Origin of the sequence: Prosthecobacter sp., assembly GCF_046154365.1 — a bacterium.
Taxonomy (GTDB): Bacteria; Verrucomicrobiota; Verrucomicrobiia; order Verrucomicrobiales; family Verrucomicrobiaceae; genus Prosthecobacter.
This window is the reverse complement of record NZ_JBJXFV010000031.1, coordinates 1-17,298: the sequence shown is the minus strand read 5'-3', so window position 1 is coordinate 17,298 and position 17,298 is coordinate 1. Positions and strand designations below refer to the sequence as shown.

The 17,298-nt window shown below is 60.5% G+C and carries 18 protein-coding genes and 1 tRNA gene; 8 read left to right on the top strand and 11 right to left on the bottom strand.

The genetic code is table 11. The annotated features are described in order from the left end of the window. Window positions 1–136: 136 nt before the first annotated feature. Window positions 137–835: a Fic family protein gene (locus ACKVY0_RS04105; protein WP_409213521.1), complete on the top strand. Its 699-nt coding sequence runs from the start codon at window positions 137–139 to the stop codon at window positions 833–835. 18 nt (window positions 836–853) lie between these two features. Next, window positions 854–1,318 carry a PH domain-containing protein gene (locus ACKVY0_RS04100; protein WP_409213520.1) on the top strand — a complete coding sequence of 155 codons (465 nt, stop codon included), beginning with the start codon at window positions 854–856 and terminating at the stop codon, window positions 1,316–1,318. A 3-nt stretch (window positions 1,319–1,321) separates the two neighbouring features. Here the strand turns inward: ACKVY0_RS04100 and ACKVY0_RS04095 are convergent, their stop codons facing one another. The 7 genes from ACKVY0_RS04095 to ACKVY0_RS04065 form a co-directional block, all read right to left on the bottom strand. After that, on the bottom strand, window positions 1,322–3,715 hold the full coding sequence (locus ACKVY0_RS04095) for an exopolysaccharide transport family protein (RefSeq protein WP_409213519.1): 2,394 nt from the start codon (window positions 3,713–3,715) through the stop codon (window positions 1,322–1,324). Between the two features lie 10 nt (window positions 3,716–3,725). Further along, window positions 3,726–4,970, bottom strand: a complete 1,245-nt coding sequence (locus ACKVY0_RS04090) for a glycosyltransferase family 4 protein (protein WP_409213518.1) — start codon at window positions 4,968–4,970, stop codon at window positions 3,726–3,728. Further along, complete coding sequence (locus tag ACKVY0_RS04085) at window positions 4,967–6,115, bottom strand: GNAT family N-acetyltransferase (protein WP_409213517.1); 1,149 nt, start codon at window positions 6,113–6,115, stop codon at window positions 4,967–4,969. The genes ACKVY0_RS04090 and ACKVY0_RS04085 overlap by 4 nt, the downstream gene beginning before the upstream one ends. 8 nt (window positions 6,116–6,123) lie before the next feature. Then, window positions 6,124–7,872 carry a DUF4091 domain-containing protein gene (locus tag ACKVY0_RS04080; RefSeq protein ID WP_409213516.1) on the bottom strand — a complete coding sequence of 583 codons (1,749 nt, stop codon included), beginning with the start codon at window positions 7,870–7,872 and terminating at the stop codon, window positions 6,124–6,126. Further along, entirely contained in the window at window positions 7,869–9,125 is a 1,257-nt protein-coding gene (locus ACKVY0_RS04075; RefSeq protein ID WP_409213515.1) for a glycosyltransferase, read from the bottom strand. The genes ACKVY0_RS04080 and ACKVY0_RS04075 overlap by 4 nt, the downstream gene beginning before the upstream one ends. Continuing rightward, window positions 9,122–10,189, bottom strand: coding sequence for a polysaccharide deacetylase family protein (locus ACKVY0_RS04070; RefSeq protein ID WP_409213514.1), 1,068 nt, complete (start codon window positions 10,187–10,189; stop codon window positions 9,122–9,124). Before ACKVY0_RS04070 ends, ACKVY0_RS04075 begins: the two co-directional genes overlap by 4 nt. A gap of 247 nt (window positions 10,190–10,436) precedes the next feature. After that, window positions 10,437–11,273 carry a DUF1080 domain-containing protein gene (locus ACKVY0_RS04065; RefSeq protein WP_409213513.1) on the bottom strand — a complete coding sequence of 279 codons (837 nt, stop codon included), beginning with the start codon at window positions 11,271–11,273 and terminating at the stop codon, window positions 10,437–10,439. A 111-nt stretch (window positions 11,274–11,384) separates the two neighbouring features. Here ACKVY0_RS04065 and ACKVY0_RS04060 point away from each other — a divergent pair. Both ACKVY0_RS04060 and ACKVY0_RS04055 read left to right on the top strand, forming a co-directional pair. Further along, window positions 11,385–11,461: transfer RNA gene (locus ACKVY0_RS04060), tRNA-Met, on the top strand. 133 nt (window positions 11,462–11,594) lie between these two features. Continuing rightward, on the top strand, window positions 11,595–11,786 hold the full coding sequence (locus ACKVY0_RS04055) for a hypothetical protein (RefSeq protein WP_409213512.1): 192 nt from the start codon (window positions 11,595–11,597) through the stop codon (window positions 11,784–11,786). A 29-nt stretch (window positions 11,787–11,815) separates the two neighbouring features. Here ACKVY0_RS04055 and ACKVY0_RS04050 read toward each other — a convergent pair whose 3' ends face one another. Further along, window positions 11,816–12,190, bottom strand: coding sequence for a cupin domain-containing protein (locus ACKVY0_RS04050; protein WP_409213511.1), 375 nt, complete (start codon window positions 12,188–12,190; stop codon window positions 11,816–11,818). A 7-nt stretch (window positions 12,191–12,197) separates the two neighbouring features. Continuing rightward, window positions 12,198–12,683 carry a phage regulatory CII family protein gene (locus ACKVY0_RS04045; RefSeq protein ID WP_409213510.1) on the bottom strand — a complete coding sequence of 162 codons (486 nt, stop codon included), beginning with the start codon at window positions 12,681–12,683 and terminating at the stop codon, window positions 12,198–12,200. A gap of 125 nt (window positions 12,684–12,808) precedes the next feature. Between ACKVY0_RS04045 and ACKVY0_RS04040 the strand changes: the two genes are divergently transcribed. Further along, window positions 12,809–13,597: a hypothetical protein gene (locus ACKVY0_RS04040; protein ID WP_409213509.1), complete on the top strand. Its 789-nt coding sequence runs from the start codon at window positions 12,809–12,811 to the stop codon at window positions 13,595–13,597. Window positions 13,598–13,757: 160 nt separating this feature from the next. Next, on the top strand, window positions 13,758–14,414 hold the full coding sequence (locus tag ACKVY0_RS04035; protein WP_409213508.1) for a DedA family protein: 657 nt from the start codon (window positions 13,758–13,760) through the stop codon (window positions 14,412–14,414). A 71-nt stretch (window positions 14,415–14,485) separates the two neighbouring features. Here the strand turns inward: ACKVY0_RS04035 and ACKVY0_RS04030 are convergent, their stop codons facing one another. Next, window positions 14,486–14,959, bottom strand: coding sequence for a hypothetical protein (locus tag ACKVY0_RS04030; protein WP_409213507.1), 474 nt, complete (start codon window positions 14,957–14,959; stop codon window positions 14,486–14,488). Between the two features lie 14 nt (window positions 14,960–14,973). On the opposite strand from ACKVY0_RS04030, the gene upp reads away from it, so the two are divergent. After that, window positions 14,974–15,657, top strand: a complete 684-nt coding sequence (gene upp, locus ACKVY0_RS04025; RefSeq protein WP_409213506.1) for a uracil phosphoribosyltransferase — start codon at window positions 14,974–14,976, stop codon at window positions 15,655–15,657. Between the two features lie 167 nt (window positions 15,658–15,824). Next, window positions 15,825–16,748 carry a metallophosphoesterase family protein gene (locus tag ACKVY0_RS04020; RefSeq protein ID WP_409213505.1) on the top strand — a complete coding sequence of 308 codons (924 nt, stop codon included), beginning with the start codon at window positions 15,825–15,827 and terminating at the stop codon, window positions 16,746–16,748. Window positions 16,749–16,775: 27 nt separating this feature from the next. Here ACKVY0_RS04020 and ACKVY0_RS04015 read toward each other — a convergent pair whose 3' ends face one another. Continuing rightward, window positions 16,776–17,186 carry a hypothetical protein gene (locus ACKVY0_RS04015; protein ID WP_409213504.1) on the bottom strand — a complete coding sequence of 137 codons (411 nt, stop codon included), beginning with the start codon at window positions 17,184–17,186 and terminating at the stop codon, window positions 16,776–16,778. Window positions 17,187–17,298: the final 112 nt, after the last annotated feature.

The following is a 17,298-nucleotide window of genomic DNA, read 5'->3' as shown; positions in this document are numbered from 1 at the left end:
ATTAAGTTAAGGACAGCACATGAATGAATGCCGCAGATTCAGGAAAACCACAGATTAGACGATTCAGGCGAGAAATCTGCGGCTTCCCTGAATCTGCGGCAATCCCTTCTTAACTTAACGACATTGAGATGAGCATATCGAAATCAGTGATGACGAGGACAATGTCTTCCACATCCCGCCCGCCGCGTCGCAGTTGCCGGAGCGCCTCGTCGCAATGTGTGATTTTGCCAACGACGTGGAACTGCGTGGCTACCTGCATCCCGTCATTCGGGCCATCATCCTGCATTTCTGGCTGGCCTACGATCATCCGTTTGTCGATGGCAACGGGCGCTCTGCCCGCGCCTTGTTCTATTGGGCCATGTTGCGGGGGGGCTTCTGGTTGTTCGAGTTCATTTCCATCTCTCAAGCCCTCCTGCGCTCTCCTGCCGACTACTACCGCGCCTTTTTGCTCACCGAGACGGACGACAACGACCTCAACTATTTCATCCTTCATCAGATGCGCTGCATCGAGACGGCCATCCAGGATTTGCACGCCTACCTGGCCCGAAAATCTGCCGAGCGTCGTGCGCTGCAAGAGCACATCCGGGACGTTGGTTGGGTCAATCAACGGCAACAAGCGTTGCTGGAACATGCCTTGGAACATGCTGAGGCAAAATACACCTTCGACAGCCATCAGCGGAGCCACGGTATTTCCATGATGACGGCAAGAACCGATCTACTCATACTGGAAGAAAAGGGACTGCTTGTTTCCAGACTTGAAGGCAAACAACGAGTTTTCAGGCCCGTCTCAGAATTGGAAACGCTGATCAACAAGGCTGGGAAAACCAGCACCTAAACACAGCATCCTCCAGCCATGAACGCCTCCACAGTCTTCCCAATGATTCCCGCCGCGAGTAAATCGCTGTGGTTCTTCGCCATCATCAGTCTGGTGCTCATCGGCGTCCTCGTGCTGATGGTCTGGCTGGCGTGGTCCATGCAGCATGTGCGTTTCACGGTCTCAAACGAAGGCCTGCGACTCCAAGGTGATCTCTATGGCCGGTTGATCCCGCTCAAGTCGCTCAAGCTCGACGAGGCGGTGGTTACGAATCTCAAAACCGACAGAGATCATCAGCCGAAATCGCGCACGATGGGCACCGGACTGCCTGGCTACTCCGCTGGATGGTTCAAACTGCGCAATGGGGAGAAGGCGCTGCTGTTTGTCACGGACAACACGCGCGTGGCACGCATTCCGACGACGGAAGGTTACAGCGTCATGCTCAGCGTGAGCGAGCCTGCGGCGTTGATTGACGAATTGAAACATCAGCAGGCAGTTCGCTGAGAACTACTCGCCATTGACGATCATCCCGCGCAAAGCGCTGGAGGACATCATCGGCTGGAGCAAGGCGAGTCCGGCACGTAGTTGAGCAGGAGTGGTATTCGCGGGGTTGTTGACGATGAGGACATCACTCGCGAGCGGAGCGAGCGGGGCGACGTTGGCGAAGCTCTTGAGCAGCGGTGAGGCATCGAGGATGATCCAATCGACCTCGTGCTTGGCGCGTTCGATCCAACTGCGGTAGCCGTCGAGCAGTTCGTTGGTGGCGTGCGCGGGCAGATCGCAGCCGGGGAGCAGGAACAGATTGCTGTGGCCGTAGCGCAGGGCTTCGAGGTCGTGCGCGTAGGCACCGTAGCCTTGCACGGCACGCGGGAACCATTGGTGCAGCGTGGGGGAGGAGGGATTGCACTCCATCATGAACACGCGCCGGCCTTGATGACAGAACGCGGCGGCCAGAGCGGCGGAAACGAGCGTTTTGCCTTCGCCTGCACCCGCGCTGGTGATGAGAATGACGCCGGCGCTGCCGCTGCGGTTCATCGCCTGCTTTTCGAGCGTGCTGGTGAGCTGATGCAAGGCGGTGGAAGCACCGACCGGTTCGGGCTTGAGCAGTTCAGAGAGCATCGCCTCCGGCGTGGAGCCGTTCACATGGGGCAGCCGTGCGAGGATGGCGGTCTCACCGTCGGCTGGCTTGATCATGGGCAGATTGTGCGTCTCCGGTGGCATTGTGGCGATGGCGCAGGGTGGTGCCGCAGGCATGGGTTGCTGCTCAGGATAACCGTAGCCATAGGCGGTGTGCTGCTGTGGCTCCGGGATGGCGACTTTCGGCGCGAACAGTTTTTTCACGTGATCGTCAAAGATGCCCCAGCATACCGGCAGGCCGAACAGGGAGAGGCCAAATAGCAGCGCGGCGGCGACGGCGGCCATGGGCTTGCTCGGTTTCACCGGTTTTTCCGGCACCACCGCCACATCCGCCACCCGCAGCAGGCCGCTGTCGCGGAACTGGCCGGTGAGCGCGGCCTGACTGCGGCGCATCTCGATTTTTTCATACAGTTCGCGATCCATGCGCACTTGATCGCGCAGCAGGCTCTGCTGCACGTTCTTGCCGTTCACGTCCAGCGCCACGCCGCGTGCCTCGTCAAGCTGGCGGCGATAATCGGCGATCTGCCGCTGCTGCGATTCCACCTCCGCCTGAATCATGCTGACCACGGAATTCACGGTGCGGTCCAGCGAGGCACGCAAGGTGGTGATTTCATTCGCGAGACCGACCATGCGCGGATGTTTGCGGCCGCAGGTGGCTTCCAGCGGCGCACGCTCGGCGATCTTGGCATCCAACTGCTTGCGGGTGTAGGCCACGTCGGCGTTGTCAGCGAAAAGTCTCAGTTCGGTGAGATCGCGGCCGGCTTTTTGCGCTGCGGCGAGGTTGTCGAGGTCGCTTTTGGCCTTGGTGAGCTTCAAATCGGCTTCGGTGATCGCGGCGTTGAGCTGGCGCACTTTGTCGTTGGAGACATCCTTCGTGTCGATGTCCTCCATGATGCCCTGGCTCTTGCGATACTCGGCGAGCTTCTGCTCGGACTCGCGCAGACGCTTCTGCAGCTCCTGCGACTTCGTTTCGAGATAGGTCGAGGCGTCAGCGCTGAGTTTGCCCTCCTGGTCGGCGACGTAGTGGATGTATTCCTCGACGTAACGGTTGGCAAAATCAGCGGCGAGATGCGGATCGCGGTCACGCACTTGCACGCGCAGGACGTGGGATTCCTTGAGTGGCTCCACACGCACGGAGGAAATCATCAGATCGATGAAGCGTTCACGCGGATCGCCCGGCTTACCCGGCTTATACAGGCCCATGAGCTTCATCAGCTCATCCTTGCGGCTGAGCGAGGTCGCTTCGCGTTGCAGATAGGCATCGCGCTGCGCCGCCGGGAACTGAGCGTAGCAATGGCTGAGGAAGCGGCGCGAGAGCAGCTCGGTGCGGTGGTTGTTGATCAACTGCGGCGCGCTGAGTTCCGTGACGCCACGCGAAGCCGTGGCCTCGAAGTTGAACGGGTTGCCGTCTTGGATGCGCAGCAGCAGCTGTGACTCCGCTTCATAGATTTTCACCCCCATGCCGAGGTAATAGAAGGTGAAAGCGGCCAGTAACACGCCCAGCAGCGCACCGCGCAGCCAGCGTTTGCGGATGTAACCGATGACATCCGCGATGCTGATGAGCGACTGCACCTCGAAGTCATGCGGATTGATCGGCGGCAGGAAGGCACGTGGATCAAACACTGGCGACATGCCCGGATGCGCCGGCATGGTCATCGACGGTGCCATCGGCGATAGTCCACGTGAAGGTGCGAGTGCGAGCATGGCACCGAAACCGCCTTGTGGGGCGGAGTTCGCGGGCTGCATGCTGTAAGGAATGGCCATAGGCGTGAAATTAGGCGGCTAAGGGAAGGGAGGATTCGTGGCGGAGCGTGGTTTCGCGTGGTGCGGTCTCGTGCAGATGCATCGCCTGCAGAATGATCTCGTTCACTAAACGCACGTCGAAGACCTCGGCGGCCAACTGGCGGCTCGCATGGCCTTGAACGGCGATTTGAGCGGGATGTGTGAGAAACCATTCCATCGCGCATTCGACGGCGGCGACGTTTTGTGGCTGCGTGAGGAAGCCGTTTTCGCCCTGCATGAGCATCTCGCCGTCTTCGCGCTGCGTTTCGCCTTCGGCGGTGAGTTTGACGCATTCACGTGCGCCGACGGAGTTGGTGGTGATGATGGGTCTGCCAGTCGCCAGCGCTTCGAGCGTCGCATGGGGCACGCCTTCGCGATACCAGGTCGGCAGCACGAAGACATGCATGGTTTGGAGCAGCGTGGCGACATCCTTGACCATGCCGTGATGAATGAGCGTGCCTTCCGCGACCCAGTCATGCACCTCATGTTCCGAGACACGGTTCGGATTGGGATCAAACGGGCCGACGAGATGGAACTCCGCGTGCGGGAACAGTTGTTTGATGCGCCGGGCGGCTTCGGCGAACACGCGCACGCCTTTGCTGATGAGCAGACGGCTCACGAGCACGAAACGGATGTGACCGGAGGCGATGGCTTTGTCGTTCTCGAGCGGAGCGTGGGCGAATTCATCCATGTTCACGCCGGAACCGGCGGTGACATGCACGGGGACGCCTGGCGGCAGCATGTTCATGTCGGTGAACAGCTTCGCGTCATCGTGATTCTGCATGAAGATGACATCCGCACGCTTCAAGGCGAAGCGATGCAAGGCTTCGGAGATGAAGCCGACGATTTTCTGCTTCCACGTCACTGGTTTGACGAAGGTGAAGCCCAAACCGGGCAACAAGGCGTAAACGCGGCGAATTCCGGCCAGGCGGGCGATCACGCAGCCATAGACGACGGATTTGATGGTGTAGGCGAACAGAGCGTCCGGTTTTTCGCTGCGAAACAAGTGCCACATGTCCCACATGGTCACGAGATCCTTCAGCGGATTGATTTTGGAGCGCGCCATGCGGATGGCGCGATGACGACCGCCGAAACTGGCGACAAAGGCATGCACATGCGGATAATCCTCCGCGGCGGCAGTGACGACTTCGCAGCCGTGCGCGGCGAAGTCGCGGATCAAGTCGCCGCGATGATAGACGAGCGTGTTGGCATCGGCGGTAATGACCAGAATTTTCATGTGGCGAGCCCTCCTCGGGTGAACAAGCGGCTCATGGCGCGCAGTGAGTGAAAGGCGGTGGCACGCCAACTGGAAGGATTGTGGGCTTCGAGATCGAGCAGCCAGCGTTCGCCATCGCACCACTGGCGTTTGTAGTCGTGATCGCCGGGCAGCATGTCATGCACTTTTGCGCCGCGCTGGATGACACACTCGATACACCAGCGCATGATCTGTTTCCCGGGCGAAAGCCGTGCCAGGGCGCTGTCCCAGCCGAGCTGGTATTGGAAAAACTCACCGCGCTCCATGAAGCCATAGATGGCGGTGACCACACGGTCATGTGACTCCAGCAGCGGCAGAATGGCCCGCTCTGAAGGGAGCCATTTCGCCGCAAGACGTGCGTGAAACCGCTGCGCCACCGGCGTGGTGAACGTGCTCACGCCGTCCGGGAAACTCATGGTGTGCAGCCGCAACAGATCGGCGTACGCCTGCTGGTGCGGCACCTGTTCTCCCGCCATTGAGGCGCGGCCGGCGTGCTGTTGGGTGAACTGCTTGCGGTAGCGCCGCATGTTGCTGCGCCAGTTGTTGCTGTGACGGGCCTCGTATTCATCCCACGAGGCGGGGACTGAAATGAACCGGGTGGCCTGACGGTTGAGCACGCCGATACGGACGAATTCCTGCCGCAGCGCCGCCAGCAGATGCGGCGTGTTGGGGGATTCTTCAGGCAGATGATTGAGCCGCACGTTGTCGCACTGGCTGCGCAGTTGATGGAAGACCTGGCAAAGCTGCGGTGCCAGCTCGTCTTCACGGCCTGCGGGAATGAGGAGATCAAAGCGTTCACCATGCGCCTCACCGAACCCGCCGAGGAAGGTGAGCGTGGTGAGATGCTGGCGGGCGCGGTCGTTTTCATGCGCGAGCATGAGCGGGGCGATGGCCTGCGGAACGCCTTCGGCATCACGCAGCACACCGATGGCGAGCCGGGCATCGCCACGGCATTCCTCCCACCACAGGCTGACCCAGTCCCAGCGCAGGAACGGTGTGCGGGTGCTGGCCTGTTCGAGCAGCGCATCCCAGAAGGGCGCGAGTGCATGGAAGCCTGGTTCATCACTCACGAGGTCGATCGTGAGCGGTCCACGACGTGTGGAGGCGCGCTGTTTTGGCGCAGTCAAGGTGGCGGTCATTGGGCGCCTCCTTTCCCAAGTGCTGCGGTTTGCTTGCGGTGGTGTGCGGTTTCGATCAGCGTTCCAAGTTGGAGGCGGGCCTCCATGAGCGAGCCGGGATTGTTGTCCCAGTCGCCGAAACCACGCGCAAAGCTGGCCGCGAGACGCTGCGCGTCTTCATCCAGGCCGAGCTGACGCGCGAGCATGAGGTAATCGTAGTCTTCGACGGCTTCGCGCAGCCATTTGAGGCGAATCGAGGCAACCGGGGCATGACGACCATGACGTTTCTCGGTGGCGGGGTAGATGAAGGAGCCGTCGCCGTTGTAAACGGCATCGTCGGCGGTTTTGAACGTGCCGGCGTCCTGCCAGACATCGACACCTTCAGCGGCGAAGAGCGTGTCCCAGTAGGTCAGGCCGGTGATGCCATGCTTGGGCAGCAGCCAGCCGATGACGCGATGCGCCATGGCGGGATAATCGAGCGCCCACACCGGCGGGAAGCTGCTGGTGAGCTGCTTGGGTTTGCCGTGCAGGTTTTCCCATTCGTCCGGCATCTGCACGAGTGCGGCGTAGGCCCAGACTTCATCACCGGCCTGGCGGCGCATGGCGATGTCGTGCTTGCCACCGGCCCACTCCATGTCCTTCCACACGGCGCTGAAATGCGGCACCCAGATGTCCACGGCGCCGTTGAGCGCACCCCATGCGGCTTTTTCGGGCGTCGGTTGTTCGGTGATGAGCAGCGGCACGCGCACGCCGTGAGTTTTTTCGACTTCGTTGAAGAACTCGCCCCACTTGCGCACGTTCGCATAAGCGTCGGCGTTGTTGGGTTCATCAAGATCACCCATGATGACGTAGACGCGTGATTCGCAGCGGATTTTCGCGAGCAGCTTCATCCACTGCGCGACGTAGCTCATGGCGGCAGTGCGATCTTTGCCCAGCGGATCGTTAAACGGCCACTCCGGCCAGATGGGCAGGCCGATGGTGCTGCAATGGCGGTGCAGCAGGTGCTTTCTCAACGCGCGTTCGACTTTGTCTTCATCCAGCTTGCCGGTGCTGGCATCGGGATAGCTGCCGTGGATTTGATCGACGCTGAGGCGATGCTCAGCGAGCAGGTCGTAGTAGGCATTGAGCAGGCCGAGGTGCGTGAGCGAGGGCGTGTTGTCCTTGTACTCAAGGCCATGCACCTCGGCGATGCGGCGCACGGTGGTCATGATCGAGGTGCGCAGCTTGGGAACGACGGGCAGGTCGAAGTCCCACACGTTGAGCGTGTAGCTGGCGATGTGGACGGAGCCGTCGGCGAGTTTGAAATGCACTTCGCCGAAGTAAGCGCCCGGTGCGGCGGTGTAAGGCACGAAGAGGTCGATCCAGAATGGTTGATTGATGATGTCGCCGCTGAATTCCTGCGCAGGCAGGTCGAGTGGCACGAGCGCATCGGGATAATCGCCCAGTGGCAAAGGAGCCATCGGGGTGGGCTTGGCAACGCGGACGTAATGCTCGCGCAGCACCTTCGGTGCGGGTAACAGCGCCTCGGAATCAGTTTTGGCGATACCGGTGGCACCGACGGCGATGTTTTTGAGCTGCTCCGGCGTGCCGGTGACGATGATTTGCAGCGGTTCCCATTCGCCGCGTGCGGCGTGCAGGGTGTGTGTCTGCGCCGTTGGCGGCGTGCCGTCACGTGAGATGCGCGTCATGCCATCGCAGAACGACACCTTCACCGGTTGGGCGGTGGCTTGGGCAGCCAGAGTGATGAAGAGGAGCAGCGTGTTCATTTTCGCACCTCCATGAGTTGCGCGTAAGTTTCCGCATACTGGTGTGCGGCTTTGGCGATGGTAAAACGCTCCAGCACCCGCTGACGCGATTGTTTAGCGATGCCGTCGCGTGCCGCAGCATCGAGACGCAGTGTCTGCTCCCAGGCGTTCGCGAGTGCTTCGGGATCATGTGGTGGCACGACGCGGCCAACGCCTTCGAGCAGGCGTGCGCAGTCTCCCACATCGGTCGTGACGCAGGGGACGCCACAGGACATCGCTTCGATGATGGTCATCGGGCAGGCTTCGGTGCGCGAGGAGAGCGAGAACACGTTCAGCGCCGGATACAACCGCCACGGATCGGGGCGGAAGGAATCGAAGCGCACTTGATCGCGATGGGGGATGCGTGCGAAGGCTTCACGCTCCGCCGCGTTGAATTCGACACCGACACCGCCGCAGAAGACGAAGTGGGCTTTGGGCATGCGAGTTTGCAAAATCGCCGCCGCACGCAGGAAGGTAGGCAGGTCCTTCATTTCATGAAAGCGGCCGACGTAGCCGATGACGGGGGCGTTCGGCGGCAGCCGCAGTTCTGCCCGCGTGTCGAGTCCGGCGTCGGTGTCGGGCACGAAGCGATCGGCGTCGATGCCGTTGGGAATCCACTGCATCTTGGAGCGTGGATAAGCGATGGCGGCGTGATCTTCGATGGCGGCGGCGGAGCACGAAATGATACGCGATGGGATGAAGCGCGAACTCAGCGCCAGCGCCCGGCGGAAGAGCGCGGTCTTGTGGTTGCTCTCACCGTGGTTGCGGTGGATTTCGCGGCAATGGATGCTCCAGACGATCTTGCGCACACCGGCGAGCCTTGCGGCCCAGCCGCCGATGAGATCGGCGTGATGCATCCAGGTTTGCACGATGTCAGGGCGTTCGGTGCGCAGGACGTTGCGCAGTTTGGCAAGTGTCTCGCGGTGCAGGAAGGCGGTGCCTTCCAGATCGTGCAGCACGGCACCGGCAGCGCGCAGACGTTGCGCATGATGCGGCCAGGGCTTCGCATTGATGGCGACGACGACGCTGCGGAACTGCGCGGGGTCGAGCGTCTCGACGAGATTGACCAGCATCGCCTCCGCACCACCGCCGCCGATGCTGTAGGCGAAGTGCAGCACGGTGGGGCGCTGATCCTTGGCCAGTGCAGTGAACGATGACGCCGGCACGAACGCACGCTGGCGCTGCCGTGCTGGCAGTGTCGGAGTATTCGTGGCACTGAGCGTGATCGTTTTCATATTATCGACATCGCTTTCAGGCAGCTCTGCCGCCAGTCTTTGAGCGTTTCGTAGGCTCCTGAGAGCGTGGCCTCGGCCTCCCACACGGATTCGGGGGAGCCGTAGCGCGGAAGCTGGAATAGGGAGGCCTGATCATCGACGCGGCCGTTGATCATGGTGCAGGCGGCCTTGAAGCCGGCCTCGCGCACTAGGAGGAGCGTCTCGCGGGTGAAATCGTCTGTGCCGCCGTTAGGATAGGCGAAAGTGGCGGGCAGTTCACCGATCTCGGCACGGATGCGGTCGCGGCAGGTGGAGATCTCCGCGCGCATGGCCATGGAGTCGCAGCGTGCCAGGATGGGATGCGTGTGCGTGTGTCCGCCGATGTCCACATGGCCGCTGAGCGCCATGTCGCAGGCCATGTCCCAGGTCAGCGGGCGCATGGCTTTGGGGAGGTCTTCAAGCGTGGGGGTGGCGACTTCGAGTGCTTCTTCAAGACGGTCCACTTCGCCAAGGAGATCGGTGTCCGACAGCGCTTTGAGTTCCGGCATCAGGCGCACCAGTGACTGCTGGCGCAGCTCACGGGTGCCGAGGTAAAGGCGCAGCTTTTTGCCGTTGATCTTCCAGTCGATGAGCTGTTTGAGGGAATGACCGAGTGCGAGATCGACACGCTGAAACCAGAGCATGTCATCGCCATCGAGGAATCCGGTGGTGACGAAGACCGTGGCATGCAGGTCGAATCTTTTGAGAATGGGCAGAGCCAGCTCGTAGTTCGAGGCATAACCGTCATCAAAGGTGATGACGACGGCGTTGTCAGGCAGCTTGGTGCCACGGGTGCGTGCTTCGATGAGATCCGCCAACGAAACCACGCGGTAATCGGCGGCCAGCAGGGCGCAGATGCTGCGGAAGGCTTCGACTGGCAGATGCAGCGTCCAATCGAGAATGTCTGGGTCGCCGACATTCTCAGACAGGCCGTGAAACGTCAGAATCGTAGTTTCCGTGGCACGGCGCTTTCGTGTGAAGGACGCAAGTCCACTGCCGACGAGGGCGGCGGCTTTGATGACGCGCGAATGAAGGGCGAGCGGCATAGGTATAGAGGCGGTTAATGGTTTGGCGTCGTCAGCGGGAAGGGCTGGCGACAGTTGTGGTTATGGTAAATTAAAATAAAAGACGAATCACCGTATTCTAGGAGCCGATTCTTTAACTTCAATACAATTATCATAAATACCGTATTAACATGACGCTTCCCACAATTTTCAGTTTCAGCCTGCAAAACAGCAAAGCCGGAGGGGTGGCCTCCGGCTTTGCCGAGTTGAAAATGTTGTCAGCCGAGCCTCAGAGTGGCCTGATCCAGACGTTGCGCAGGCGCACGGGTGGCTCGTTTTTGTGGTCCTGGATGCGGATCGGAGCCTTCTCGGGGAATTCGCCGCTGTAGTCGGTGATGTTCTTGTGCTTCGTCGGGCCCATGATCTTCGTGTGGTTCTGCACGCAGATGCCATTCACGAAGGTCGTGATGTAGGCCGGTTCCACGACCTTGCCGCCATCCAATTTGGGTGCGGTGAAGACGATGTCATAGACCTGCCACTGACCGGCGGGGCGCACGGCGTTCACCAGCGGCGGCGTCTGGCCGTAAACACCGCCGGTCATGCCGTCGGCGTAGGTCGGGTTGTTGTCGCAATCGAGCATCTGTGACTCGTAGCGATCCATGAAGAAGACGCCCGCGTTGCCTTTTTTCTGCGAATTGCCCTTCGTGTTCGGTTCGCTCATCCATTCGAGATGGAGCTGGCAGCTCGCGAACTCTTGCTTCGTCCAGCAGTCGCCGCCCGCAATCATGAGCACATCGCTGTCGATCTTCCACGGGCAGGGGATGATGTTGCCGGTCTCCTTGCCCTTGGCGTCCTTTTCCTTCGCCTGGAGCGCATCCGCGCTCTTGCCGTCGAAAATGATGATCGCATCCGCAGGCGGCGCACCGGGCTTTTCACCTGGAGCCACGGCGTTCGGACGTGGGCGGTCGATGTCATGCACCTTCCAATCCGTGCCAGGGATGACCGGCGTGTCCGAGTAACCGATGGCCGAGGGCTTTTCAGCCGCCGGAGCAGCAGGCTTGGGGTCTTCTGCCATGGCGGTGATGCCGATGAGGGCGAAGGAGAGAGTGGAAACAATGTTTTTCATGCGGGAAGCAGCAAACGGGAGGCTGTGGGCGATGTTGCAGCACAACTTCTGAAGTTCTGGGAAAAACAGGTTGCCAATCCAGCGAGAGAGCGGACTCTAGCTCCCTCAAATCGCGGGATGGAGCAGCCCGGTAGCTCGTCAGGCTCATAACCTGAAGGTCGTAGGTTCAAATCCTACTCCCGCAACCAATCTCAAAGCCCTGTAACTCAACGAGTTACAGGGTTTTTTGTTGGCCTGTTTTCGGCAGTCTCACGTCAAAGCCGGTGTATGCCTCCCGCGTTCCTGGTTGTGCCGCCGGTGGGCTGGCCTAGTTCTTCTCTCATGGACCGAAGTCCGCAATCAGCCCCGGACATTAAATCCCTCCGCACGGGTGCGAAACGTGGCGACGTCTGGTCGCAATCCCACCTTGGTTACCGCTACTACGGGGGAGTTGACGAAGACAAACTGACCAAAGAGGAGCTAGCAGAGGCGCAACGGCTTTCGCGTGAGTTCCATCTTGCCGCGCGGCACTGACGTGCCGTTTAACCTGTGAGTCTTGTTCGCTAAGCTTGGCTTGGATCCTCCACCTCGAAATAATCATCCTCCGCGATGTCGGGAATGCCGACGACGAGGACGCGCATCTTGCCACGGGCACCATGGACGACGCCGGGCGGGATGTGGATGAGGGAACCTTTGCTGACGGGCTGTTCGATACCGTCGAGCATGACGGAGCCGCCGCCCTCGATGACGTAGTAGAGTTCGGTGGAGCGTTGGTGGTAGTGCAGCTTCGCGCCATCGATGTCCACGGCATGCGCCCAGGCGGCGGGGGACAAATCGACGTCTTCGCGGCTGATCAAACGATCCCGCCAGCCGCAGGTGCTGCGTTCACGTGGTGTGTGGCCTTCGTGGCGGACGAGCAGCGGACCCATGGCGGACATGACGTGGCTATTTCGCAGCGCGGTGAGCTTTGATCTCTTCCGCGAGATGCACAAAGTCGCCCTTCTCGCAAAGGCGCACGAAGCCTTCGGTGAAGCGCTTCAGCTCATCCCACACATTGCGGATATGTTCCGCCTCGTCTGTGCTGATGCGGTCATCCGACGCGGCTTTGCTGATGGCGGCGAGGAGATCGGCGAATTGCTGCACGATTTCCTGCGTGGCGGGCATCAGCTCCATGCCGCGCGGACCGCCGCCGCGTGGATTCTGCACAAAGACACCGTTGGCCTTCTGACACAGCCAGTGGATGAGCTGCGGATCCTGCGTGATCTCGTAAAGCTGGCGTACGCGGTCGAGCGGGTTCGAGGTGCCGCTGCCTTCGTGTTCGTCGGGCTGCGACCACTTGTAAGCGAGCGAGAGCGACACACCCATCTGCGCCGCCACCTCCTTGAAACTGGTGCGCTCGACGGCCTTGCTGATCACATCATGGGAGTCCATGCCCGATTTGTTTCAGAAGCAGGACGGTTTGGCAAGCCCCATCATGTCCGCAGACGGCGGAAATGTTGCGCTGCATGCTCTTTGTGCTTGTTCAATGAATCACCGCTGCCGTAATCTTAATGCCCATGAAAATTCCAAAACTCCTCCTGCTCGCGGCGGCGTCATTCATTTTGACTTCCTGCCTTGAAATCAAATCCACCGTGCTGGTCAACAAAGACGGCACCGCCACCATTGAGGAGAGCGTCCTTCTTGGTGCGCAGCTCGCAGCGATGATGCAGGCCGGCGGCGGCCAGGGCGACCAGCTCAAGGGGCTCGTCATGGACAAGGCGAAGGCCGAGGAGCGTGCGAAAAAGCTCGGCGAAGGCGTTACCGTGAAATCCCACGAGGAAGTCAAAAGCCCGGATGGCAAAAGCGGCGTGAAGGTCGTCTTCGCCGTCGCGGATCTCGCGAAGCTGAAGTACGTGCCGTTTGAGCCGGAACAGGAAGGCAAACCCGCCTCCAAATCCGAGCCGATGACCTTTGCGCTGACCGGTTCCTCGCTCATCATCACGAACGCCGAGGCGGACAAGAAAAAAGGCGGCGATGTCGCGAAGCCGAAGAAGAGCGCCGAAGAAATCGCCCAGATGAAGGCGCAGATGGGGATGATGAAGCCGATGTTTGCCGGCATGCGCATGGCAGTGGAAGTGAAGGGTGCCAACGGCATCGCCAGCTCTGACGCGACGCATTTGAATGATGGCACGATCAGCTATCTGGACATCCAGTTCGACAAGCTCATGGACAACGCGGACGCTTTTGTCGGCGTCATGGAATCCGCCGAAGGCGGCATGAGCATGGCTGACGCGGCGTCCAAGTTTAGCAAAGTCGAAGGCCTCAAGATCGAAGGCAAGAAGGTGGTGACGGTGGAGCTGAAGTAGCTTCGATTGGCAATCAAAGCCGCAGACCCAAACCAATTCGACTGCCAGTCGAATCTACCAGTGGCCGGAGCGTGATGCTCCGGCCATTTTGTTTTGCTCTGGCGTGATCGACATGACTTTTCGTTTGCCGCCCCGTCCTGACGCCGGACATTCGCCGCCCATGATCTCCCAGCTTCTCGATTACGTCCTGCACGTCGATAAACACCTGCAACTCTTTGCGCAGGAGCATGGCGCGTTGATATATGGGCTGCTGTTTGCCATCATCTTCTGCGAAACCGGCCTCGTGGTGATGCCATTCCTGCCCGGCGACTCGCTGCTGTTTGCCGTGGGAGCCTTGGCGGCGCAGAACCTGGTGCGCATCGAGTACATCGTTCCGCTGCTCATGTGCGCCGCGATCATCGGCGACAATCTGAACTACTGGATCGGCCGCAAGGCCGGCGGCTGGATCGTGAACCAGCGCTGGTTCAAACGCGACTATCTCGCGAAGACGGAAGCGTTCTTCGTGAAGCACGGCGGCAAGGCCATCATCCTCGCGCGCTTCGTGCCCATCGTGCGCACCTTCGCGCCATTCACCGCCGGTTTTGGCCGCATGGACTACCGCCGCTTCCTTTGCTACAGCCTCGGCGGCGGGTTGATCTGGGTGCTGAGTTTCAGCGCCGCCGGTTATTTCCTCGGCAGCATCCCGATCATCAAAAACAACATCAAGCTGGTCTTCCTGCTCATCATTGTCGTCTCCGTGCTGCCCATCGTGTTTGAAGTGCTCAAGCACAAGGCGGAGGCGAAGAAGGCGAAGGCGCGGGGTGAGGGGGAAGGTTAGGAGTTAGAGGTTATGTGTGCTTCACACACGCACCCCACAACTCTTAACCCGTCACGCATAACCCATCTGCCTCACGGCACTCGCGCTCCCGTGTTCGGATTCAGGTAGTAACCTGGATTGCCGCCGACACCGGGAACGTACACCGGCTGCGAGTTGGGAACGCCGTAATACGGCTGGTTCGGGTTGTAGCCCGGAATCGGTGCTCCCGGATACACCGGCATGCCGCCTATAGTCTGATAGCTCTGCACGCCGCCACTGGATTGAATCACCGTGCTGCTGCTGCGACTGCCGAACGGGCCGGAGACGTTCTGCTGATACATGAACTGGTTGCCCTGCGGCATCGACGTCGGGCCGGAACCGGGCGCGTAACCACCTCGGGGTGTTGGCGTGTTGCTGCTGGCCGTGGTCGCACCGGTAGCGCTGCTTGGCACAGGTGTTCGATTCGAGGATGGGTAATAATAGCTTGAGCTGTCCGCATTTGGCACGGCGGCACAGGAGGCCAGCCAGGATGCGGCCAGAGCGAGCACGCAGGGACGTGTTTTCATGCCGGTATCGTAGCATGAACGTCAATCCGGTGGTGGAAAACTTTGCCAGCGCAGGCAAACGCGGCACAATGCGCCGCATGCAGCCCGTCGTCGTTCAGCATCCTCTGGCGCAGTGCCATCTCGCGGCCATCCGTGCGGTCAGCACGCCTGCGCATGAGTTCCGGCGTCACATCAACATGCTCGCGCGCATGCTCTTCCTTGAAGCCACGCGAGAACTGCCGGTGCAGGAGACCAGCGTGCAGACGCCGCTCACGCAAACACGCGGAGCCCGGCTGGCACGCCCGGTGGTGTGCGTTCCCATCCTGCGTGCCGGCCTTGGTTTACTCGATGGCATTCTGCCGCTGATGCCGGATGCCATCGTCGCGCATGTCGGCATCAAGCGGAATGAAGAAACGGCCTTGCCGCATGCCTACTATGCCAATCTCCCGACCAATCTCGCTGCGGCGGATGTCTTCCTGCTCGACCCCATGCTCGCCACCGGCGGCAGCGCCTGTGAGGCCGCACGCCAGCTCAAAGAGGCCGGCGCATTGCGCATCACGATGATTTGTGTCGTGAGCTGTCCCGAAGGCCTCGCGGCGATGGCGCAGACGCATCCTGACGTGCCCATCATCACCGCCGCCATCGACGACGGCCTCAATGACAAGTGCTACATCGTCCCCGGCCTCGGCGATGCGGGCGACCGCTACTTCAGTACATGATCTGAAATGGTGGAACTGAGAATGGTGGAACTAAAAATGGCAAAGGGTCGGAACCGCCTTCGTTTGCCTCCGATGCTTCGCTGACCATTCCTCCCTTTGCAGTTTTCCATTTTCCATTCCTCCATTCTCCGTCGCACGATTTGCCCCTTTCCCATCGTTTTCAAACCATGCCCATCACGTTTCCCCCACTCTCCCGCCGCAGCTTCCTCCAGCGCGGTTCGGCCGCAGCGTTCGGCGCTTTCGCCACCCAGCTTCCGGCCATTGAAATCCCCGAGCAGATGTGGGTGCTGTTTTCCGACACGCACATCGCCGAGGATGAAGCGCTCGTCGCACGCGGTGCCTGCATGGCTGAAAATCTGCGACGCTGCGTCAATCAGGTGCTCAAGATCGGGCAGAAACCCTTTGGCCTCATCATCAACGGCGACTGCGCCTACCTCGACGGCAAGACCGAGGACTACGTCACCTTCGGCCACTGCATCCAGCCGCTGCGCGAGCAGTCGATCCAGGTGCATTGCACGCTCGGCAATCACGACCATCGCAACAACTTCCTCAACGCCATCATCGGCCCGCCGCCGCCGAACGCCGAGCGGCCCATGATCGTGCAGAACAAACACGTCGCCTCCGTCTCCAGTGCCTTGGTGAACTGGATTCTGCTCGACTCGCTCGATCTCGTGAACAAAACCCCCGGCTCACTCGGCGAACCTCAGATCGCCTGGGTCGAACGCGAACTGCGCAACCTACCCAACAAGCCCACCTTCATCGTCGCACATCACAACCCGCAGGGACCGGTGCCGGAGGGCAAACAGCCCACCGGATTGCAGGACAGCGACGCCTTGTTCGACCTGCTGGCCTCTCACGAAAAAGTGAAGGGCTACATCTACGGCCACACGCACACCTGGCTGCGCACCAAGCACGAAAAGACCGGCCTCCCGCTCATCAACCTGCCGCCCATCGCCTATGTCTTCGATCCCAAGCGTCCGAACGGCTGGGTCATGGCACGCGTGAGCGCCGAACGCATCGAATTCGAGCTGCGCAGCCTCAATCCCGCGCATGACGAGCACGGGCAGAAGCATGTGATCAAGTTTGCGTGATCGCTGAGAAGTGGTTTTGCCCCACGCTCAGAAACGCCGCTTGAGCAACAACCACAGCAGACCGCCAGCCGCCACGATCAACACCACGATGATGCTCCACGGCGTTGATGAAGTCGGCTCCTTGCTGACATCCAACCCGTGAAATCTTGGTGAGCCGCCGTGCAGCAGTTTTCGCAGCCTTGGGGCATAATACGCTTTGAACCGTGCATTGTCGTAGCGGGCCAAAAAGCGTTCGACGATGGACGCGATCTCCGCCCGCTGCTCGTCACTTGCAAATTCTGAAAACACTTGCACGCGATCTTCAAATTCGTCGAACGGCCCCGAGGCCTCCTGACTGTTCGGCAGCGTTGCTGGCAGCCTAGCCTCTGCACTCAGAGCCTGTCCGTTAAAACTTGAGAGCCACCATAACGGTGCGAAGGCTGGTGGATGGAACGCCACTATCCCAGCGATGTGAGTGATGCCGAATGGGCCTTGCTCGAACCCTTCATTATTGACCCTTCAGCGCCGCGCAAGCGAGGCCGCTGCGAGACGCCGACGTTGGCGCGGCGGT